Annotated in this window: 23 protein-coding genes and 1 tRNA gene; 12 read left to right on the top strand and 12 right to left on the bottom strand. The window is 35.9% G+C overall.

Going from position 1 to position 21110, the window contains the following annotated elements:
• Nucleotides 1–64 precede the first annotated feature (64 nt).
• Nucleotides 65–1603 (top strand): tail fiber domain-containing protein, encoded by a 1539-nt coding sequence (locus tag DAY19_RS03305; RefSeq protein WP_114705758.1) that lies wholly within the window; start codon nucleotides 65–67, stop codon nucleotides 1601–1603.
• A gap of 65 nt (nucleotides 1604–1668) precedes the next feature.
• Here DAY19_RS03305 and DAY19_RS03300 read toward each other — a convergent pair whose 3' ends face one another.
• A complete protein-coding gene (locus DAY19_RS03300) occupies nucleotides 1669–2271 on the bottom strand; it encodes a radical SAM protein (RefSeq protein ID WP_114705757.1) in 603 nt (200 codons plus the stop codon).
• 136 nt (nucleotides 2272–2407) lie between these two features.
• Here DAY19_RS03300 and DAY19_RS03295 point away from each other — a divergent pair, with 136 nt between their 5' ends.
• A complete protein-coding gene (locus DAY19_RS03295; protein ID WP_114705756.1) occupies nucleotides 2408–3952 on the top strand; it encodes a carbon-nitrogen hydrolase family protein in 1545 nt (514 codons plus the stop codon).
• Nucleotides 3953–3998: 46 nt separating this feature from the next.
• Here the strand turns inward: DAY19_RS03295 and DAY19_RS03290 are convergent, their stop codons facing one another.
• The 3 genes from DAY19_RS03290 to DAY19_RS03280 all read right to left on the bottom strand — a co-directional run bounded on the left by DAY19_RS03290 (nucleotide 3999) and on the right by DAY19_RS03280 (nucleotide 7687).
• Nucleotides 3999–5405: a methyl-accepting chemotaxis protein gene (locus DAY19_RS03290; protein WP_114705755.1), complete on the bottom strand. Its 1407-nt coding sequence runs from the start codon at nucleotides 5403–5405 to the stop codon at nucleotides 3999–4001.
• 3 nt (nucleotides 5406–5408) lie between these two features.
• Nucleotides 5409–5993, bottom strand: a complete 585-nt coding sequence (locus tag DAY19_RS03285; RefSeq protein ID WP_114705754.1) for a DUF6436 domain-containing protein — start codon at nucleotides 5991–5993, stop codon at nucleotides 5409–5411.
• Between the two features lie 113 nt (nucleotides 5994–6106).
• The gene (locus DAY19_RS03280; protein ID WP_114705753.1) at nucleotides 6107–7687 is read right to left on the bottom strand and encodes a GMC oxidoreductase; all 1581 of its coding nucleotides are present in this window, start codon (nucleotides 7685–7687) and stop codon (nucleotides 6107–6109) included.
• Nucleotides 7688–7876: 189 nt separating this feature from the next.
• Here DAY19_RS03280 and DAY19_RS03275 point away from each other — a divergent pair, with 189 nt between their 5' ends.
• Both DAY19_RS03275 and DAY19_RS03270 read left to right on the top strand, forming a co-directional pair.
• Nucleotides 7877–8158, top strand: coding sequence for a hypothetical protein (locus DAY19_RS03275; RefSeq protein WP_114705752.1), 282 nt, complete (start codon nucleotides 7877–7879; stop codon nucleotides 8156–8158).
• A 337-nt stretch (nucleotides 8159–8495) separates the two neighbouring features.
• Nucleotides 8496–9020: a GNAT family N-acetyltransferase gene (locus DAY19_RS03270; RefSeq protein ID WP_133296873.1), complete on the top strand. Its 525-nt coding sequence runs from the start codon at nucleotides 8496–8498 to the stop codon at nucleotides 9018–9020.
• A 387-nt stretch (nucleotides 9021–9407) separates the two neighbouring features.
• Here the strand turns inward: DAY19_RS03270 and DAY19_RS03265 are convergent.
• Nucleotides 9408–9484: transfer RNA gene (locus DAY19_RS03265), tRNA-Ile, on the bottom strand.
• A gap of 133 nt (nucleotides 9485–9617) precedes the next feature.
• On the opposite strand from DAY19_RS03265, the gene dapF reads away from it, so the two are divergent.
• The 4 genes from dapF to DAY19_RS03245 are packed head-to-tail and all read left to right on the top strand — an operon-like array spanning nucleotide 9618 to nucleotide 12102.
• The gene (gene dapF / locus DAY19_RS03260; RefSeq protein ID WP_114705750.1) at nucleotides 9618–10406 is read left to right on the top strand and encodes a diaminopimelate epimerase; all 789 of its coding nucleotides are present in this window, start codon (nucleotides 9618–9620) and stop codon (nucleotides 10404–10406) included.
• Nucleotides 10399–10788, top strand: a complete 390-nt coding sequence (locus DAY19_RS03255) for a hypothetical protein (protein WP_114705749.1) — start codon at nucleotides 10399–10401, stop codon at nucleotides 10786–10788. The genes dapF and DAY19_RS03255 overlap by 8 nt, the downstream gene beginning before the upstream one ends.
• Nucleotides 10788–11570 carry a TlyA family RNA methyltransferase gene (locus DAY19_RS03250; RefSeq protein WP_114705748.1) on the top strand — a complete coding sequence of 261 codons (783 nt, stop codon included), beginning with the start codon at nucleotides 10788–10790 and terminating at the stop codon, nucleotides 11568–11570. The genes DAY19_RS03255 and DAY19_RS03250 overlap by 1 nt, the downstream gene beginning before the upstream one ends.
• Before the next feature lies 1 nt (nucleotide 11571).
• Nucleotides 11572–12102 carry an LOG family protein gene (locus DAY19_RS03245; protein ID WP_114705747.1) on the top strand — a complete coding sequence of 177 codons (531 nt, stop codon included), beginning with the start codon at nucleotides 11572–11574 and terminating at the stop codon, nucleotides 12100–12102.
• A 17-nt stretch (nucleotides 12103–12119) separates the two neighbouring features.
• Here the strand turns inward: DAY19_RS03245 and DAY19_RS03240 are convergent, their stop codons facing one another.
• On the bottom strand, nucleotides 12120–12950 hold the full coding sequence (locus DAY19_RS03240) for a hypothetical protein (RefSeq protein WP_114705746.1): 831 nt from the start codon (nucleotides 12948–12950) through the stop codon (nucleotides 12120–12122).
• Between the two features lie 200 nt (nucleotides 12951–13150).
• Here DAY19_RS03240 and DAY19_RS03235 point away from each other — a divergent pair, with 200 nt between their 5' ends.
• Together DAY19_RS03235 and DAY19_RS03230 are read left to right on the top strand one after the other, a co-directional pair.
• The gene (locus tag DAY19_RS03235) at nucleotides 13151–13948 is read left to right on the top strand and encodes a biosynthetic peptidoglycan transglycosylase (RefSeq protein WP_114705745.1); all 798 of its coding nucleotides are present in this window, start codon (nucleotides 13151–13153) and stop codon (nucleotides 13946–13948) included.
• Nucleotides 13938–14543, top strand: a complete 606-nt coding sequence (locus tag DAY19_RS03230; RefSeq protein WP_133296872.1) for a hypothetical protein — start codon at nucleotides 13938–13940, stop codon at nucleotides 14541–14543. Before DAY19_RS03235 ends, DAY19_RS03230 begins: the two co-directional genes overlap by 11 nt.
• On the opposite strand, the gene DAY19_RS03225 is transcribed toward DAY19_RS03230, so the two are convergent.
• The 3 genes from DAY19_RS03225 to DAY19_RS03215 form a co-directional block, all read right to left on the bottom strand.
• The gene (locus DAY19_RS03225; RefSeq protein WP_114705743.1) at nucleotides 14525–15097 is read right to left on the bottom strand and encodes a hypothetical protein; all 573 of its coding nucleotides are present in this window, start codon (nucleotides 15095–15097) and stop codon (nucleotides 14525–14527) included. The genes DAY19_RS03230 and DAY19_RS03225 overlap by 19 nt on opposite strands.
• A gap of 71 nt (nucleotides 15098–15168) precedes the next feature.
• On the bottom strand, nucleotides 15169–15513 hold the full coding sequence (locus tag DAY19_RS03220; RefSeq protein ID WP_114705742.1) for a hypothetical protein: 345 nt from the start codon (nucleotides 15511–15513) through the stop codon (nucleotides 15169–15171).
• Nucleotides 15514–15830: 317 nt separating this feature from the next.
• A complete protein-coding gene (locus tag DAY19_RS03215; protein ID WP_114705741.1) occupies nucleotides 15831–17420 on the bottom strand; it encodes a methyl-accepting chemotaxis protein in 1590 nt (529 codons plus the stop codon).
• Between the two features lie 148 nt (nucleotides 17421–17568).
• Between DAY19_RS03215 and DAY19_RS03210 the strand changes: the two genes are divergently transcribed.
• Nucleotides 17569–17757 (top strand): DUF1232 domain-containing protein, encoded by a 189-nt coding sequence (locus DAY19_RS03210; protein ID WP_114705740.1) that lies wholly within the window; start codon nucleotides 17569–17571, stop codon nucleotides 17755–17757.
• 13 nt (nucleotides 17758–17770) lie between these two features.
• On the opposite strand, the gene DAY19_RS15510 is transcribed toward DAY19_RS03210, so the two are convergent.
• The 3 genes from DAY19_RS15510 to DAY19_RS03195 form a co-directional block, all read right to left on the bottom strand.
• A complete protein-coding gene (locus tag DAY19_RS15510) occupies nucleotides 17771–18019 on the bottom strand; it encodes a DUF6868 family protein (RefSeq protein ID WP_114705739.1) in 249 nt (82 codons plus the stop codon).
• Between the two features lie 11 nt (nucleotides 18020–18030).
• Entirely contained in the window at nucleotides 18031–18771 is a 741-nt protein-coding gene (locus DAY19_RS03200; protein ID WP_114705738.1) for a hypothetical protein, read from the bottom strand.
• Between the two features lie 208 nt (nucleotides 18772–18979).
• Nucleotides 18980–19552, bottom strand: coding sequence for an outer membrane beta-barrel protein (locus tag DAY19_RS03195; protein WP_114705737.1), 573 nt, complete (start codon nucleotides 19550–19552; stop codon nucleotides 18980–18982).
• Nucleotides 19553–19723: 171 nt separating this feature from the next.
• Here DAY19_RS03195 and DAY19_RS03190 point away from each other — a divergent pair, with 171 nt between their 5' ends.
• A complete protein-coding gene (locus tag DAY19_RS03190; RefSeq protein ID WP_133296871.1) occupies nucleotides 19724–21109 on the top strand; it encodes a hypothetical protein in 1386 nt (461 codons plus the stop codon).
• Nucleotide 21110: the final 1 nt, after the last annotated feature.

The raw sequence follows: 21110 nt of genomic DNA, 5'->3' as shown, positions 1-21110 counted from the left end.
ATAATGCATTAAAATTTAAATACACTTATAATTATAACATAATGCATATTTAAAGGTGTCTCAAATGAATTACAAAAAACGAAATAATGAGTTTGGTTTTACCCTCGTGGAAATTATGGTTGCGGCAGGTCTACTAGGAGTTTTATCTGTAGCTGTTGTTAACATTATGGGAAATATAAATAAAACTTCAAAGAGGGCCTCTCAAGTTTTTAATGTTCAACAAGAAAAACAAAGGATTAGTCGTTTTCTTTCAGATAAAGACTCTTGTCAGCAAACTCTTAATGGAGTTAATTTTGGACCACAGCCAAATTTTACGACTACAGATACTTTGACAGAAATTCGTGACAAAGATGGTAATGCTGTTATCTCTGTTGGAGACGAGCTTGGTTCTCAAGCAGATATAATTACAGTTGATAGTATGCAAATTATGAAGGACGCAGATTCAACTCCAGACGACTTTCCAGCTTCTGGTGGTGTTACTCATTATAAATTTGAGGCGACAATGGCGGTTATCTTTTTAAAAGGTAGGGCAGGAGCCGATGCAGATGTAGTTAAACGTTCTTCTTACGGTGGTGCAACAATTCCTGCTAGATTTAAGGTCACGGTTATTACAAATGCTGCTGGTGATCTTCAAAGTTGTCATGGCGCGCAGGATGAATATATTGATGCAGCCTGTGTTGCTTTAGGTGGGCATCTTGATATTAATGGTGACTGTGCTGAGGTAAGGTTAATTACTGAGGCTGCTGGAACAACGCCTGCATCACCAACCTATTCAGCTATAATTGGTAGTAGTACAGCTGTACCTGTTGGAGCGAATAATACGCCACGTGTTCCTCTAATTGTTACTCGAGATAATGGTGTTACTGGCTTAAGATTTGATGAGAGAACAATTCAAAGTGATGACGGTTCAGCGACTTCTTTATTAAGAGTAAATCCATATGGACGTGTGGAGATTTCAGGTGTTGGTTATACAGATATCGCAAATGGTAATCCAGCTTCTGCAGCTTTAAAAATTATGGGATCTGGGTCTAGTTACCTAGCATTCGACTCGAATGAAATACAGGCTTCTAATGCTGGTGTGGCAACTAGTTTGATGCTTAACCCTTATGGGTCATATGTAATGGTGGGGCAGTCCGGTCAAACTTCTCATTTTCGAGTTTATGGAAATATTCAAGTAGGTGATCCGGGATCTCCAGTCACTACAAGACAAATTACTATGTATGATGGCTCTTATATTAACTTTTTATCTGATGAGAGTGTTAAAGATGAAGTGGCCGTACTTGATGGAGTCTTAGATAAATTAGATGAAATTAGAGGTGTTTCATTTGTATGGAAAGATACTGGTCGTAAAGATATAGGTTATATCGCTCAAGATCTTGAGAAGGTCTTTCCAGAAGTTGTTGAGCGAGATGAGGCGACTGGTTTACTTAATGTTCAATACACAAAAATGCCTGCTATAAATACTGCTGCAATTAAAGAGCTTAGAGCAGAGAACCAAGAGCTTAAGTTTAGAGTTAACCTTCTTATGAAGGCCCTGTGTGAAGGTGAAGATGCATATAAATATGAAGATGTATGCGCACTACCTTTAGCGCCTTTAGAATAAAGTTAAGACAAATAGATAATATAAAAGGGAGTCATGGACTCCCTTTTTTTATTTAGCTTTAATGTTTAAACGAGATTGCAATCGCAGTGATAACGAAAGAGTGTTTCAAAGCTGTCTTCACTAATTCGCTTCTTATTTCTCATGAAGAGCTTAAAAGCATCCCCACGATTAAGAGTTTGACCGTGTTTCATATTACAGGCCAATTTGAATGAAATATGAGGGTATTTATCTAAGAAGTCATCAACCATATGGTGATTATCATTTGTAACGATGATGACATAAGTTACTTGTTCTTCGTCCATATCGGGAAATTCTATTTCTTGGTCTAGGGTTTCCACACAATGATAAAGAACTTCATCAATATATTGTAAGTATTTATCACCATATCTTTTAATGAAGAGCCCATTTGTGAAAACATCAATTGTGCAATTAAGCTTCACAAGATGCTCAAAGACTTTTTCCATCGTTTTTGGATCAATTAAACCTGGCTCACCTCCACTGAGGCTAACTGTAGCACCTTCTGTTACATTATAAATCTTCTCAAGGAGCATCTCCTTGCTGATTGGATTCTTCTTATTGCGCTCATGAGTGTCTATGATGCAATACGAGCAATCCCAGTTGCAGTTAAAGGTAGTAATTATAGTGAATTCATCACGAGCTTCGGCCATAGAATTATTGTAACACGGTACAAAATCGTAAAAAAGCTTTATTTCTTCTTAAGATTTCGGTCAGTTAACTTCGTCTTGTCCACAGTGAATTTACTGCTAAAATAGTAAGCATAAAGAATGAATCAAGGATGATTTTATGGCCAAAAAGGCAAAACAAGTAAAGCTTGAGGTAAGACTATCTCAACTTAGTGATATTGACGGAATTTTTGATCTAGTTGAGCGATCTTATACTGGATTTCAAGATTCATATACAAAAGGGATGATTAGAGGACAGATTACTAATTATCCTGAAGGTAATTTTGTCGCTACCCTCAATGGAAAGATTGTGGGCTATAGTGCAAGTATTCTCATTTCAGAAAAGAAGGCCACTGCAAAGCACACTTGGGCAAGTATAACTGGCCGAGGCTATGGATCAACTCACGATGAAGACGGAGATATTCTTTACGGATATGAAACTTGTGTTGATCCAGATATTAGAGGTCAACGAATAGGACAGCGCTTATATAATGCAAGAAAGAGACTGGTTAAGTACGAGCGATTAAAAGGAATTGTATTTGCCGGACGTATCCCAAATCTTAAAAAGAAAATTAAACAAGTCGAAAGCGTTGAAGACTACATCAATCAAGTTAAAGATAAGAAGATACGAGATACGACTCTTGGCTTTCAATTACGTAACGGATTTGAGGTTCTTGGTGTATTAGAGAAGTATCTGCCAGATGATAAAGAGTCCATGGGTTATGGAGTACATTTAATTTGGAGAAATTCAGAGTATGAAGCAAGAGACAGTAAGGCAGATCGTCCGATTAAACAAAACTCTGTAAGAATTGTTAGTGTCCAATATCAGCAACGTGGTATTAAAAGCTTTAAAGAATTTGAAGACCTTGTTGAATATTATGTCGATGTTACTGCTGACTATCGAGCAGATTTTGTTTTATTTCCAGAGCTTTTCACAATGCAGCTTCTTTCAATTAAGAACGAAGAAGTAACTGCAGACGTTGCTATTGAGCATATGACTGCATACACTGAAGACGTAAAATCTTTATTCCAACGTCTAGCCGTTAAGTATAATGTGAATATTATTGCAGGATCTCACCCAACTAAAGTAGGGGATAGAGTTCATAATATAAGTTATATCTGCCTTCGCGATGGACAAATTCATGAGCAAGCAAAAATACATCCAACTCCTGATGAGCAATATTGGTGGAATATTGAAGGGGGAGATGAAGTAAAAGTAATTGACACTGATTGTGGCCCAATCGGAGTTCTAATTTGTTATGACAGTGAATTCCCAGAGCTAACAAGGCATCTTGCTAACCAAGGGATTAATATTCTCTTTGTTCCATTCTTAACAGATAATCGCCAAGCCTATTGTCGAGTGAAATTCTGTTGTCAGGCACGTGCTATTGAAAATCAAATTTATGTTGCAATGGCCGGAAATGTTGGAAACCTTCCACGTGTTAACAACGTTGATATTCAATATGCCCAAAGTTGTATTCTAACACCTTGTGATTTTCCTTTCGCTCGTGATGGGATCGCTGCTGATACAACACCAAACGTAGAAATGGTTGCTATCGCAGACTTACGTATTGATACATTACTTGAGGCCCGTCAAAATGGTGCTGTTAAGAATTTAAAAGATCGAAGACACGATCTCTATTCAGTTACATGGCATGGTAAATGATTTAATCATTTACCATGGCGATATATTAGATTTTTAATGTTATAGATTATGCAACCTTCATGATTTTACTTTGAATATGATTCAACTTCTTTGATTCACCTTCAAGCTTGTCTGTAATGTCAGCTACGGTTTTAATTTGAACCAGTGACTCACTACTTGATTCGTTGATATTATGTAGTGCTTCTGAAAGCTCCTTAATACCAATATCTTGCTGGTCAGCAGCAGATGAGATTTCTTTCAAAGATACTTCTTGCTCTGTTGAGTTCTTTTCAACTTCATAAAATGATGAAGTAAGCTTCTTATTTATATCCTGCCAAAATTCAAATGAATCAGTAATTTCTTGTTGAAAGCTTGTAAGCTTTTGTGCAACTGACTCCACGGAGTTATTTAACTGCTCTTTACTTGTGTTTACAATATCATTGATTTCAACAGCTGCTGCTCCTGAAGTTGAAGCGAGTTTTCCAATTTCTTCAGCTACGACAGAAAATCCTTTCCCGTGCTCTCCTGCTCTGGCCGCCTCTACTGAAGCGTTAAATGATAAGAGCTTTGTTTGGAAAACGATATCATTAATTAATGTCGTTTTCTCACTAATTGTATTTACGGATTCAACAACTGAATTAAGTTGTGTTGAAGAGGTCTCTTGCAGATCTTTCATATTTTCCACTAGAGATGTTAATGAATTAATAAATCGTTCACCTTCACCAATTGCTTGTGAACTTTCACCCATTGATGTTTTTGATTCATTCATTATCGAGATGACTCGTTCAATCTGATTTTTGGTACTCTCAACCATTTGTGAAATTTGTGTTGCTGTTGCTGAAATTTGAGTAATGGCCGAAGAGTTATTTTGCGAGTTACCAAGTAATTGATGACAAGACTGACTTGAAACTTTTGAAGCGCTATCAATACTACTTACTAGAGGTCTAATCTCATTATTAATTTGTTCTTGAAGCTCAAGCACTTTATTGAATCGATATGCTAGAAATGTACATGCAATTGCTTCAACAACTACAAATGCCGCATGAATTGCCACAATCCCTAAACTTGCTTCATAGTTAAAAATACTACTAGGTAGAAGAAAGTAAAAAGCAACATGGTGTACAGCTGCTGTTAGTGCTGCAGCAACGATTGTTAATGGAGTTGCTAAAACACTTAAAATTCCAATGGCAACAAATATATGAAAGTGCCATTCAATCATACCTTTTCCAAGATGGATCATAACACCAGATAGTGCAATATAAGTGAAGCCCATTAAGATCGCAGCAACTTTTGTGTTCTTTAATAAGAATTGTATAGCTAATTGTCCAACACCTAATAGAATTGGGCCAAGTATTGCAATACTGTATTGTGTATCAAAGAACCAGGCCATAACCATAAAAATTGGAATATGTGCAAAGATAGCGATATTTGTATACTTTAAAACTTTACTTAAATTTGATTCGTAAACACTCACTTTCTACTCCTGATACTTCAATCCCAGTGGATCCAGTAGCTTTTGATACTTCTTGCTAACTGCACATCCTATAACTGGCATCGATGCTATTTTTCGTTTTTTATCAATATTATTTAAAAAGCTTTGAATATTAATTTTTGTAAATGGTGTAATGGATTTATCTGAGTAACCACCAACATATTGTGTTTCCAAGTTATTATCGTATATAACGAGAAGGGGAACTCCCTTAATCATATCTGCTTTTTCAGCATCAAGTTTCTTAGTTTCAATTAATTGAACCTTATATCCCTTGGCCTTTAAGTTCTTTTCAAACTCGAGCTCATTATCATCGATAATAATTGCCAATTCATTTTCTAACGGCTTTCTACTTAATAAGTGTTTATAAACTTGCTGAGAGCAACTACAGGCCGGCGTAATAAAGTGTGCTACACCATGACCCTCTTTAATTTTTGGTAAGAGATTCTTGAATTCAACTTGCTTATTTTTTTCAGGGCCAAGGTCTGCATAATGCCACGAATGCAGTATTGTGATCACAGCCGATACTGCAATTACCCAAGAAGCAATGAGAAATACGTGGAGTTTCTTCATGCTTACTTTTTCGGAGTATTTGTTTATAAACTTAATTAATTCAGTGCCTTATATTCAGTTTTTAGATTTTATCTGTATTTTTAAATACTTGGCCTATCTTTTTTCATCAATTATTATTTATCTTTTTCTGCAATTTTACTCATGCCATATTCAGTTATGGCCGTGATTGATAATGATGGATTCACTCCTGGGTTTGCAGAAATCATTGAGCCATCAAAGACATACATATTCTCATAATTGAAAACCTTATTGTCTTTATCAATGACTCCTTCTTTCTCACTTTCTCCCATACAGGCTCCACCTAAAATATGAGCGGTTGAAGGAATACCTGTTAATGTTTCAGTAAACATCACCATTGGTTTTCCATCAATGATCTTACAATACTTCTTGGCCATTTCATGTGCTGTCTTAATAAAGGCGGTAGGAGCTTCTCCTTCTGAAAGAAGTGTTTTTAATCCGAAAAATCCTTTTCGAAATTTTAAGGTACTATCTAAGTGCTGCATAAAAAGGTGAATATTAGTCTGCTTTGCAAAGTCTTTTACTGTTAAGATGCGAAGCCACTTAATAGGATTCTTTAGAGGCTCGATAATGAGCTTTAACATTCTTAAAAAGAAGTTTGGTTCAGAGATCATTGGAACCATTAAGACACGCCAGAAGCCAGAACCTTTTCCATAGCGTGTCGGTTCAAGGTGAGAGTGCTCGTCGATATCTATTATCGAACCAATAGCAACTCCTTTAGTCATATCGATATTTCGCTTATAAGTTGTATTTAAGATAAGTGCCTCATTATTTGTTCTAATGGTATCTCCAAGTGCAGGAGATAATTTAGGAAGAGACTTCTTTTTCAAATCAAGTAGTAAGTTAATTGTCCCAAGAACACCAGCACTGAATATAACTCCCTTACTTTTAAAGGTTCTTGTTTTACCAAAGTACTTTGTTGATTCCTTAACCGTTATAGAATAACCAGTACGGCCTGATTCACCATCTAAAGGTGTGACATCAATTACTTTATTCTCAGCAAGAATATCTACCCCAAGATTACGTGCAAGATAGAGATAATTCTTATCTAAAGTATTCTTGGCATTGTAGCGACAACCAGTCATACAAGCACCACAGGCTATACATCCGGAGCGAGTTGGTCCTTTACCATCAAAGTAAGGATCAGCAACTTCAATACCTTCCTTTCCTTTCTCGCCAAAATAGACAGATACTTTTGTTGCATCAAAGTGATCTTCTCTTCCAATTTCTTTTGCTAGTTGTTTTAATGTAAAGTCAGCATCACCATGATGTTTTGTTTTCTCTGCTCCAAGCATCTTCCATGCAAGATCATAATAAGGGGACAACTCTTCTTCCCAATTATTTAAATTCTTCCAAGGTCCATGCTCAAAGAATTGGGACTTCGGTTTAGGAAGTGTATTTGCATAAACAAGAGATCCACCTCCAACACCAACACCACTTAAGACCGATACATGTCTAAAGAAAGTAAGTTGCTGAATTCCAAAAAACTTCAACTGAGGTAGCCACATCCATTTAGGTAGATTCCAATTTGTCTTAGGAAATTTTGAAGTATCACCATAGTCCTTTCCCTTTTCAATAACGAGAACGCTATAGCCTTTTTCTGCAAGCCTAAGTGCAGAGACAGAGCCACCAAAACCTGAGCCTACAATAATATAATCGTAAGAATCCTTGATCATAACTACCTAAATTTCATTGTTAATATCCACTTATTCTAACACGTCATTTTCTAGTAATTAAAGTCTTAACTAATTTTGTGACCTCGTAAGCTATTGTAATTAAATAACTTAATTCACTTAAATATATCTCGTGGACGTAAGAATTGGCCGAGCCTATGTTATAATAGATGAAAAGATTTGGGGGAAATTATGAAATATACAATTTTAGCCTTGGCCTTAACTTTGGTTTCATCATCAGTTTTTTCAAAAGGTAGACCTCTACTAAGATGTCCTAAAAAAGATAATAAGGCCCTTGTTTGTCATGTGCCTCCAGGAAATCCTTCAAATGCTAAAGAGATCTTTATTGGTAAAGACGCTGTTGAAGATCATCTGGCCCACGGTGACTACACTGGCTATTGTAAAGACACAAATTACGAAGCAAAGAAAGAGATGTGTGGAATTTGTGATGCGGATATTGATCCGAATTGTTAGTGTTCATAAAAAGAAGGGCGATCACTCGCCCTTCCCCGAATTAGAACTTGCTCAGTATAATCAATAGATTAAGTAAGCAAATTACTAACTCTAGTAGCAATAAAAAATCCTCCATGATTTCTCCCTATGGATGCTCGTCATTGAGCAGGAGAAAGGACTTTTTATTGAAACTTTATTCGTGTTATAATTCTTCTATCCCTTCCCCGAGTAAGGGCTCTATTAGCAATAGAAATCAGCCTCTGTTTAACAGGGGCTTTTTTGTATGCAAATGGAAGATATTCTTAGTCGTATCTATGTGCCTTAATTGATTAGTCTAAATAGAGTAGAGAAAGAAATTATGAATATTACGATTGAAAAAATTGATCCAAATAATGAACTACAGGCAGAAGCTTATTGCTCATGGCTTGCAGATGAATTAGTCGTAAATAATTGGTTCCTTCAAAATGATGATGAAGACTTCACCGTTTCCTTTTCTGTAGATGACTTTAAGAAAGCATTTTCTAAAGAGGATAAAATCGCTTTTATAATTAAAGATGACTATGACTATTTTGGATACGGATCATTTTTCATAAATCATCCTGTTGGAATGCATAAAGAGGGACGTGTTTGTTGGCCAAGTTTAGCCATTGGGAAATCATCTCATCGTGGAAAGGGGTTATCGAAGCATATATTTTCCGAAATCAGAAAACTAGCAATTCGTGAAGGGTGCACTCATGTTGAGGCTGGTATCTTTGATTTCAACGAGGCCATAAGAGCAAACCTTATAAAAATGGGGTTTAAACTTATTGGAAGAAGAGAGAATCTTACTTTTGTCGATGGAAAGTGGTGGGGATCTGAGCATTATTTAATAGAGTTGAAATAGCTTTAGATTCACTTTTTTGATGCATAGATGGATGTGATTGAAGAAGAGCTAGCGAAGTGCGGCTTTCCGGCATACAAGACTTGCTGTCGCGAACTCACTTAGACCAAAATCTTTTTTTACTTAGTATATACGATATAAAAATATGCCTTTGGGCATATTTTTTCGCTCCAGTGTAACAACCCTTCGGGGGGTCCCTGTGTTCAAGAATATATCATGCTATGCGAGGGGCACTCTCTCGCTCACTTCGTGTTCGCTCGTCAGTGATGCTCGGCTTCAAATGCCATCGTGGCATTTGCCGCCTCAACAACTTGTTCCATGATCAAAATTTGAAAATCTTGAATATCGCACAAATAAAAAAAGCCCCGGCAGATGCCGAGGCTTTTTTTATGGTGGGACATACAAGACTTGAACTTGTGACCACCCGGTTATGAGCCGGGGGCTCTAACCAACTGAGCTAATGTCCCATAAGTTGGTAATTTGAAATATAAATTTAACTAAGAATTGGTAATCTGGCTACAAAATTTTGATACATGGCGGTGGTGCGATGTGTAATTGGCGATAGTAGTCAAATTTATTAAATAATGAAATGATATTCCCATGACAAATTTCAGTAAATACAGCTCTAATGGAAATGACTTTATCGTCATCGATAACCGTGATGGAAAGCAGGATGTTCACAATATAGAAAAGTGGCAAAGGCTTTGTCAGCGCAACTTTGGAATCGGTGCAGACGGAGTTGTCTTCTTAGAGAACTCTGATGAATACGACTTTCATATGCGTTATCTTAATGCTGATGGTGGGGAAGTTAGTATGTGCGGAAACGCCACACGAGCTATTACGGATTTTTACCGTCGAGTTACTGATGCCCATAATTCTGATTTCACATTTACAACTAAGAGCGGTGTTTATTCATCAGGACTTGATGGAGATGTAATTTGGGTTCATATGGCCACAATCAAAGATGAAGACCTTTATGATATTTCTGGTAAGTATGAAGAGGCCATTGACTCAATGTATGTAAATACTGGTGTCGAGCATTGCGTATTTATGGTCTACGACGCTCAAGAAGTTGACGTCGAAACAATAGGAAAGCGTATTCGCTATGATAAAGACTTTCCAGAGGGAGTGAACTCAAACTTCATTCACAAAATAGATAATGGAGAGTACCGAATTCGTACTTATGAAAGAGGTGTTGAGGGTGAGACCTTTGCTTGCGGTACAGGTAATGTCGCGGCCGCTTGTATGCTCTGGGATAAAGGCCATGAACATAGTGATGAAATAGAATTTCAAACAAATGGTGGTATACTATTTGTCAAAAGAGCAGCGGAGATGATCTATCTTGGCGGTCAAACAAAGCTAATTTACACAGGTGAATTCCATGATTAAAAAACTCATTTTATGCCTTCTGTTAAGTTTAAGTGCATATGCCACAATCTTTGTAGAAGTGGTAATGACTCATGAAAAAGACTTCGAGGGACAAACCATTCTTATGAGTGAGCTTCATTTTGTTGAAAATATACAACCAGATAAAATGAGTCGATTTGTTATGAAGAGTAAAATTGATCTCTTACTTTCAGGTACATTCATTGATGATGAAACAACTTATGGCCCAGGCTCACTTGTTGAAATCGAGGGAAGAGTACTCTCTAAAACACTTTCAAAAAGTTTTAAACTTGATCTTAAGCTAGGCCACGAAGGTAGTGTTATCTTCAATGAGCCAGAACTTGGTCAAAAAACGAAAATAAAGATAAAACCAGTTGTTCACTAATGTCCGATTCAAATTTAGAAAGACTCGATAAGAAATTAGCAGACTTAGGACTTGTTTCCACAAGATCAAAAGCACAGCAAATTATTGCAAACGGAAGGGTTCGTGTTGCAGGAAAGATTATTACCAAAGCATCTTATAAAGTCGCTGATGAAGAAATCGAAATAATTGATGATGTCAAAGAAGTCGGGCGTGGCTTTCATAAATTAGCAGGGGCTTTTGAGCATTTTAATGTTGATGTAAAAGATAAAGTCGTAGCGGATGTGGGAGCAAGTACTGGCGGATTTACTCAATTTTGCCTTGGCCTTGGAGCAAGGAAAGTCTTTGCTATAGACGTTGGGCATGGACAACTTGATCCATCTCTTATTAGTGATGAAAGAGTTGTTAATTTAGAGGGAACAAATATTCGTGAATTAAATGGGCTAGAAGAGAAGGTTGATCTATGTGTCGCTGACCTGTCATTTATTTCACTGAATTTAATTTGGAATAACCTTGTTGCTATCAGTAAGGATAATGCTGAAATGATTCTTCTTTTTAAACCACAATTTGAAGTGGGACGAGAAGGTATTGGTAAGAAGGGACTTGTTAAAGGACGCGAATACGTCATTCGTGCACTAGAAGAAATGAAAATACAATGTGAGGCAATAGGTCTTAAGATTAAAGGTATTAAGCCTTGTGTGATTAAAGGACGAAAGAGTGGAAATCAGGAGTATTTCTTATACTTAGATAAAAGCTCTAGCGAAAGTCTCACATTAGAAGAGTTAATTAAAGAAGTTGGAGAATAGAATGAGAGTATGTGTATTTTGTGGATCATCAAGTGGAAAGAGTGAAGTATACTTAGAGCAGGCAACTGATCTGGGGGAAAAACTTGTCGGAAATGGCCACTACCTTGTTTACGGTGGAGCCTCAATTGGTGTGATGGGAAAAATCGCTGATACTATGCTTGCAAAAGATGGACACGTTATAGGTGTAATGCCTAAGTCTCTTATTGATTGGGAAGTCGGACATCAAGGTTTAACTGAGTTTATTGAAGTAGAAACAATGCATACACGTAAAGAGAAGATGTATGAATTATCGGATTGCTTTGTGACTTACCCAGGAGGCTTTGGAACTCTTGATGAGCTATTTGAGATCACAACTTGGGCCCAGCTTCAATATCACAAAAAGCCAATTTACTTGGTTAATGTTAATGGTTATTTTGATCACTTAATTAAGCATATTGAACTTTCTGTAGCAGAAGGGTTTGTTTCAAAAGAGCACTATGAATTAATTACTGTTGTGAATTCAAATGAAGAATTAATGGAGAGGATCAATTAAGATCCTCTCAGAATATTTTAGTCTTGTAGAATAATATAAATATTTGGTTCATCAACTTCGATAGTATTACTTTCGAAGCGCTCTAGTTCTTTAAAGATTGTACGACGTACGTTAAAGAATCCGGCCTTTGCCTTTTCAATTTTTATATTGATAATTTTATTATCTAAATCGTATGAAGAGCGGCCCTCAAACTTAACTTTTACACCCTTAGAAATATTTCCTTTAAGGTGTCCATTAAATTTACCATTTCGAATATTAAGACTGATCCCATCGATCTCAACAGCATCACCAAGTGTTTCATACTCATTTGTTACATTATAGAAACTTCTTTCATCACTTTTAAAATAGGCCTTATCCACATTTAGTGTTAGATAGTTGAAGCAGTTTTGAAGAAGTTGTTCATATACACTTCCTTCGCGTTCTCTTTTTTGACATTGAACTCTTGAGTTTGTAAGTGTCGTTCTAAACCCTTCACCTGTGGCATTAATATTTGTTAGGCCCAGTGAAAGGTCAGCATTTCCATTTGTATAATTAATATTATCAAGATCAATCTTATTGGCATCTCTAATTGGAAGAGAAGATAAATCGAGCTCAAAGGCTTCATTTTCTACTCGAAACATTAGGATTCCATTATAGTTTTCAACTTCAAGTTTTGGATTTATAAAATCACCAAAGCCTTCAATTGAAACTTCTTTTGCGCTTCCGTCACCTTGAGGTGAAGTATATAGAGCGTTTAATTGAGTTATTCTACCAATAGGGAAAGAGGCTTCCTCTTGGGCAAATGTTTGTGTGGTGGCGAATATGAGGCAGCAAGATGCCGTCATCATTTTTAATGATTTTGTAAACATGTCAACTCCGTTTGTATGTGTAGCAATAAACGAATCGGGTGTTGTGGAGTGCATGCGTAATTAATTAAGGTGATTTTATCGATGTCGGTAAATAATGCCGATTTAGCAGGCTAAGTTATTAATAATATGAACGAGATCAGTAGGGAAGATGTCTATACTGGACTATTCAAGTAAAGTAAAAACATGCTATATTGCGTCTAATGCTTAAGAAAATGATTCTACTATTCATCCTTGTAGGAGGTCTTCTCAGTGGTTACCTCTTCACGCAAGTACCAGTTTTAAATATTAATAAACTGGCAAATAGCTACGTCAAAAATGAATATAGGAATGAGTCAATTCATTACCGTATCGTTCACAAGAGACCTCGCAAGTGGGCAAGTCTTAAGGCCTTACCAAAGCATGTTTACTATGCTTTTATTGTTAGTGAGGATTGGTCCTTCTATAACCATCAAGGAGTTGATCTAAGGCAAATTTACATGGCCATCAAGGATCATTTAAATGGAGAGAAGTTAAGAGGGGCAAGTACGATCTCACAACAGCTGATAAAGAATCTCTATACAAAGAGTGAAAGAAGCCTGCAAAGAAAAGTATTTGAACTCTTTTCGACTATGTATTTAGAGAATCGTTTAACAAAAGATAAGATCCTAGAAACTTATTTAAATATCATTGAATTTGGAGAAGGACTTTACGGTATCACTGAGGCAAGCTGGTTTTACTTTAAAAAACGACCAGATGATCTAAATCCAAAAGAGGCTGCATTTCTAGCAATGTTACTTCCAAATCCCAAAGTATACTCTCAGTCTTTTCGCGATAAAGAGTTAACAGAGTTTGCTAATAAAATTGTAAATTCAATCTTGAATAAATTGAAAGTCGTAAAAGTAATCACGCCTGAAGAGTTAGATGATTACCGAGATTCAAATCTTTCATTTGAGAAAACAAAAGTACAGTCCGTAAAAAATAAGAAGCAGATATTAGAAGATGAATTCTTTGAACTTTAAAGAACTATTAAAAAATGTCTATTCAGATGTTGGCCTAGCAGAAGCTAAGACAAGACGTGCTCTTTTATCTGAGCAAATGTATGATAATGAGAAAAAAGGCCTTGATTGCATGAACTGTACTGGACGCTGTTGTACATACGAAGCGAACTCAATGCAAATGACATCGATTGAAGCACTTGAGGCCATGGCAGCTCTAGAAGAAAAAGGTCTACTTAATCAAGAAACAAGAAGACGATTAGAGGACTGCATATCTGAATTCAGGCTGGATAAATATATCCAAATAGGAGCTGGAGAGTTTTTTAGAAAGTCTTATACATGTCCTTTTTATTTTTATCCAAGTTTTGGATGTGGCCTGGGTGTCGATCATAAGCCTTATGGTTGTATTGCTTTCAATCCATGTGAGCCGGGACAAAGCGAAGGTGGAAATTGTCAAAGTGATTTAGATATTCAAGAAAAGCGAAACCTTCAATTTGAAGAAAGTGAAGATCTCGCTGATAAGTATCTTTTTGAAAAATTTGATATTTCACCTTTAAAAGAGCCAATTCCAATTAAGCTCTTAGAGATTTGGCGAAAAGTTTATTCAGAAAAGTTATAACGAAGACCTAAGACCATCGTTTTCACAGTAAATTCAGTATCGTGAGTAATATCTAAATCTGATCCCGAACTATAGTGATATCCACCATAGACGTAAAAACGCTTACTCATTGGTACTTCTATATCCATTCCAAGTGTCCAGAGAATATAGTTTGTGTCTGAAGGAGCTTGAGGGTTGCTATATTCCCTTGATACATACTTAAATCCAAAAAGTGGTTGAAACCACCAAAGCTTAAATCCAGTCGTTCCCATGACACCACTTTCTTTTAGATCAGTTTTAATTGTACTAGATTCTAATTTATAAGATTCATTACTATAGGTATTTTGATAATAAGATATTTTTGTTAAAAGCCAATCTGTCTCTTCTGAGATTCCAATGTGAAAGCCTGTACCATCAGTTGTATAAGGTTCAAGGTCTGTATCACTGCCACCAAATAAATCAATGATTGTGACATCTTCTTCATACTTAGGCATCTGTGCTCCAGCAACAATTCCATATTTTGCTGCACAAGATGTTAGAAAAACTAAAATAAATAATGGTAAAAAAACTTTCATATCTCTCCCTTAAATAATTAACTAAAATTATTTTAGTTCTTATTTGATTTTATTTAAGAGAGAAAAAACTTCTATAGGTTCTTTGAAATTAAATCTTCAAGAGGTTGAGGTAGAACGGCATTTGGAACTTTCATAATAATATGTCCGCCTTCTTTGTTTTGAAACTTTCCAAAACTATCATCAAATCGAAACTCCGCATTTTTAAATTTACGAACATTGATCTCATTACCATTGACCTGGTCGACGAATGCAGACTCAAACTCAAGTTTTTCTAAAGAAAGTTCCTCATTAAAAACAAAGTACCACTGATAGAGTTCTTCTTTTTTTGCATCATCACCAAGGTCTGTTCTCTTCGTTTCAATGACAGAGACATTTTCATTCATAAAATAATAGAGAGTTTCAAATTTCTTATCCATAAAAATATTTTACGTGGATTTCTTCATAAGCGCAAAAAAGATATGAATTCAGATTTATATGGCCGAAGGAGTGTAGGGTTGTTCAAAGAATGTATATAAGAAAGAATTGCTATAAAAAGAAAGAAGAAATGAATTTTAAGTAATGGACACTCCATCCAGCCAATATAAATATCTGAATCTGAAATTATCTTAGCATAAATGTAGACGGTGTCAAATAAAAGTTTGAATATCAAAACAGTTGTTTTCGTATGTTTACAACCCTTTAATTATTGGTGTGAAGAGAGGTGGGTACTGGGCCCACCTCTAGAATATAAAAATTATGCTGCTCTGTTTCCGCTTACAAGTTCGATAACTGACTTAACTACAAGATCAAGGTTATTGGCCTGGTTTTTTAGATTTGAAGCTTCTTTTGATGCCTCTTGTGCCGAGTTGTTATTTTGTAGTGTCGTTTCATCAATGAGGCGAATAGCATTTGTGATTTCGTTTACACCTTGAGTTTGTTCGCTACAAGCGTGAGCAATTTCTGTAATCTTGCCATTCACATTTTGTACGTTGAAGACGATTTTATCGAGTACGTCTTTACATTCACTTGCTTTTTTACGTCCTGCCTCAACTGTTTTACCACTATTATTGATTACATCTTGAACCATATTGGTTGTTTGAGATACGATTGTTTCGACGTTTTTAATAGACTCATCAATAAGAACTTTAATTTCATCTGATGCTTTACCAGACATTGAAGCTAGTGATCCAATTTCTTCTGCAACAACAGCAAAGCCTTTACCACTTTCACCTGATCGTGCCGCCTCTACAGATGCATTGAATGAAAGTAGCTTTGTTTGAAAGACAATATCGTTAATGATTTGAGTTTTAGTTTCAATCTCTTTAATAATGTTTAGGATCTCTTGAATCTGATGGTTACTATTTTCCATCTTCTTCATTGCATCAGTATTATTTTCAGAGATATTTTCGATGGCCATAAGCATTTCATCGATTGTTTGCTTACCATTTTGAACTTCTCTTTCTGATAGTTCTCCTGATTTTTTTGACTCTTCTGCAAACTCTGTATTTCTACGAATCATAGATGAGATTTCATCAACAGAAGCAACTGTCTCCTGAAGAGATGCTGCTTGTTCATTAGTAGCAGCTGAAAGTTGCGTCGAAGTATTTAATGTTGTTGTTGAGCCGCGGGCAACAAATTGAGAAGTTTCTTTTAGTTTGTTGGCCATTAAAAGAAGAGGTGTTGATACTCCCGTTTTTAAAACAAAGGTAAAGATTGCGGCAATGATTAATAAACCAATAATCCCAAACGAGGCCTGTTTTAGAAAGACACTAAAAATATAGTTATTAACGTCTTCAACATAAATACCTGTTCCTAAAACCCATCCCCATGGCTTGAATAATTCAACATAAGAATATTTTTCAACAAATTTATTCTTATCAGTCTTACTATTCCAAATATAGTTAATAAAACCTTTATCTTGCTTCTTAACAAGGGCAACAACATCGTTAAATAATGGCTTTCCTGCTTTGTCTTTAAAGTCAGCGACACTCTTACCTTGGAGTGACTTACTAGGGTGAATAATCATATTAGGATGCAGGTCATTTACCCAGAGATAATCATCGTGATCACGACCGTAGCGAATACTGGAAATATAGTGTTTACTAATACTCTTGGCCTCATCAATTGAATATTCACCTTTTTGAACTTTCTCATTCATTGACTCGAGAAACTTCATTGTCGTTGTGGTTACATCTTCAATTTGGTGACGTTTTTCTTTAAGTAGCGCATCCTTTGTTGAAACATAAGAGTATGCGATAAAGATAGACGTGAAGATAAAAAATGGAATAAGTGCCATGAGTAAAATTTTTGCATTTAAGCTAAGACTTTTTAAAAATGCTTTCATAATTCTCCTAAGATTGTTGCTTTATTCGATTCTTGGCTTTTATTCGGAACTTTAATTATCTGAGATAAGCGATTCAACGAATCTTACTTAGAGTATTTTTGACACTTATGTATAATAAAAATAATTTAATTCTAACTAGCGTGGTTTCATGAACAAGTTAATTACTAAGAAAATACTCCCATTAATTGGAATCGTTATAGGAGTGATCTATATCCTAAATCCAACGGCCGGTGTGATAGAGATTATCCCTGATAACCTCCCTTATATCGGAAACCTAGATGAGGCTGGCGCTGTCTTGCTCATTATTTCTTGTCTTAAGAAATTCAGAGAGAAATAACTTTGCAAAATCTTTATTGCATAAGCTTCAAGGCAATATAGGGTGTTAAATTTAATAGGATGACAACAAGTTTAAAGTTAGCAAGATACTTGAAGTATATTTTAGGTAATTTCTTTTCTTTTATTCCAAAAAGTGTTGAGTGTGTTCTTATAATAAATTTTCGAAATAATACGATTGAGATAGTCGAAAGGGTGAGGAGACCAAAATTAATTAGTGTACACCATCCTAGAAATTCTGTGATGCTATTGATATTGATCTCCATCATTCTTTCCTCTAGTCCTTTTCAGGTAAGTTTTGTGCAAAACCTGAGAAAGCTCGACTTAAGATATACCTTTCACTCGGTTTTTTAGGGTAAGGGTATTTCTTATCAAGACTGCCTTGTTTTGAGCCTGTAATTAAATCAAAAAACTGAACTAATCCATTTTTCTTTTCAATGTGATAGTCTAGGGAATTAGATCCACTCTTTTTTATCAATCCATTCCAAGCGAGATATTTATTTCTTATATCATAGACAAAGAAGTTAATATCCATATCTCGATTTGTAGTTGTCGTAAGTTTCTTGTCTCCTGTTGCTTTTCCTTCTGTATCTGTTACATCTTCAGTTTCACGTGAGTTTCTTGTGATGTCATTTTCAATACGAGCAAAGGCAATATAGCGGCGATCTGTTAGGTTTTGGTTTAATAGAGTTAGAGATTGTTCAGATAATGTTGAATCCTCTTCGATTTCTCTAAGCATCTCTCTATAGAGGCCTCGTCCCATACGCTTAACGAGATAGCTTGTGCTATCGATGATGATGTCTTTTCTTTGTTCTTGAACATCTGTACGAAATTGATTGGCCAGGTTAATCTTCTTCTTATAATCCCATTTTTCTGTTGTGTGTGTGATGCCTCCAATAGTAAGGCGTCCGTTCACAACATTACTATATGTGAAATCAGCTGTTTTTCTTAAACCATGAACTTTTGTCGCACATGAAGTCATAAAAAGTGCACTTACTAGCACTAGTAACTTGATCATCAAATCCTCCTATTGATTGGCCTTTATATTTTATAGAAAATTGGTGGTCTAAACAATAGAGCAAATTTAGGAAATCTTAACTCTGGTGAACATGTTTTGATGGTATATTAAAGATGGTAGAGCTTCACTCGGTTGCTCTGCTCAGCTTGTAGCTCTTGCTGCGAGCATGAAAAGAGGCCCTTACACTTCGGTAAGGGCCTTTTTTATTCTATATTCTAATTGAGAAACCAAGAGATGATTGATATTCCGGCTCTTCTATTTCACGATGATTTGTGAAAACAGCTGTAATACCTGCATTAAGAGAGAATACTCCAAGCATATTTATACTTAGGCCACTTCCTGCATAAGGTGAAACGTATGTCGCAGGCTCTTGGGTTGTGGTAACTCCTGCCTCTGTTCTTTCGTACTTACTTTCACGAGCACTAGCACCTGCACGCAAATACCAGCGTAGTGAAGAGCCAATATTGTATGCACTTCTTAAACCAAGTTTGTAATTTGTTGATGTCTCGGCCATTTCGACGGTACCAGAATTATAAGTCTCATCTTCTTTTGATTGAGTAACTTCTGCTTCTAGGGACAAATACTGTGGCCCCCAATTAGCACGAGCACCGTAAAACAATCGATTTGATGTATGAGGCGTTGGAAGAATCGACTGGACTCTTTCGTATCCGACTATTGGCTCAATTGTGAGATTTCCTTTTGAGATATTCCCATAGGCCAATGCACTAGTTGAAGAGGAGATAATTAAGATAAATGAAGCAAAACGTAAGATATTTTTCATTCTAAAATTATCTCATATTCTAAGCGTCGTTAATGTTAGCGGTAATTTTGATCATCCTTTAGTTTTTATTTGCTTGAATTTACTAGAGCTTAAATTGACTTAGTTACCTACATATCTTTTTATTAATCATATTTTATTTAGAGGGTTTGAAACATTATCATAGGAGGATATGTGAAAAATTTAATGAGGGCGGCAGTTACACTGTCGATATTATCGAGTAGTGTTTTTGCTTCATCGCGAGTTATTCGAGATAATCGATTAAATGACTTGGGTATTTCCCCTGTTTTGGGAAGGGGATATTCCATTGCAACAAATACGTATCAAAGTACTTGTATGGGGCAAGTCAAAACTACTCAACCATCATATGACTTAAAATATCGTTACTTAGAAATTGAACAGGACTGGGAAAGTCAGTATACAAAATCTTTTGAAACAAAGAATACCTTTAAATTCTTATTCTTAAAAACAAACGTTAATCTCTTTACGGAAGTTTCTGGAGAAAATACTTATCATTATCATTATATCTTTGCTGATATTGATGTTGATAGCTATTACCATTCTCTTTCAGAAGGAGAAAGTCAGCTAAGTGAAAGTGCAAAAAGCTTATTGGCAAAAGGTGATGTTGTCGGTTTCTTTGACTCTTGCGGCCCTTATTATGTTCGATCGATTGGTCGTCATTCGAGTTTCTTAGGTTTACTTCGTTATCGCACAACTTCTAGTGAGCGAGATGTAAATTTTGAATTACAACTTAAAGCTAAGATGCGTGGATTCTTCTCTGGTGGCTCATCTGATACGACAATTTCAAGTGAATTTAGAGAAGAGACTCAATCAAAAAGATTAGAAATCAATATTTGGGCCTATGGTTTAGGTAAAGGTGAGATCGCTGATATTATTCCTACAGATATTGATAGTTTCAAAAAGTCAGTTCAAGCTGTTGTTAAAACGATGCAGGATCCAAATGCAGGTCGAGTGACAACTATGGAAGTTGCACCTTGGATTGAGAACACACAATTTCAAGACCTGTTAGAGCTTGAAGATGATGAAGGTAAACTTCTATTTGAAAAGAAGAAGAATTTAGAAGCTAATGCTGAAATTATCAGTGAATTAGATCGTATTGATCGCGCTCAAATTGATCAATACTTTAAGGCCAGTAATTGTCGTCGTATTTTAGAAGATGAATATTTAAATGTTGATGATGATTTTAATGGTGGTTATGAGCCGGAAAATACTTATTTTTCTGATTTAACAAAACCAAATAATCAAAACTCTGAGATCTCTCTTGCTGCATTTGATTCAGTTCTCTCTCAAGAAAAAGTTGAAGAGTATCTTGCGGCCAATTATCAATTTAATTATGGCCAAGCAGAACCAACACCAGATCCTGAAACAGGAGCATTGGCATGTATTAAACAAATTCATGAGCAAGGCATTGATAAAGTACATTATAGAAATATTCCAGTATGTTTAGATGCCCGTACGACGAGTGTACCAGTTTCACCACTTCTTGATAGTTACTGTATGCCAGAGCTTTCAAGAGTTGTTATTCCAGATGATGCATAAT

The organism is Halobacteriovorax vibrionivorans (assembly GCF_003346865.1).
Taxonomy (GTDB): Bacteria; Bdellovibrionota; Bacteriovoracia; order Bacteriovoracales; family Bacteriovoracaceae; genus Halobacteriovorax_A; species Halobacteriovorax_A vibrionivorans.
Note: the sequence above shows the minus strand (reverse complement) of the source record. Positions and strands in the feature narration are given on the sequence as shown.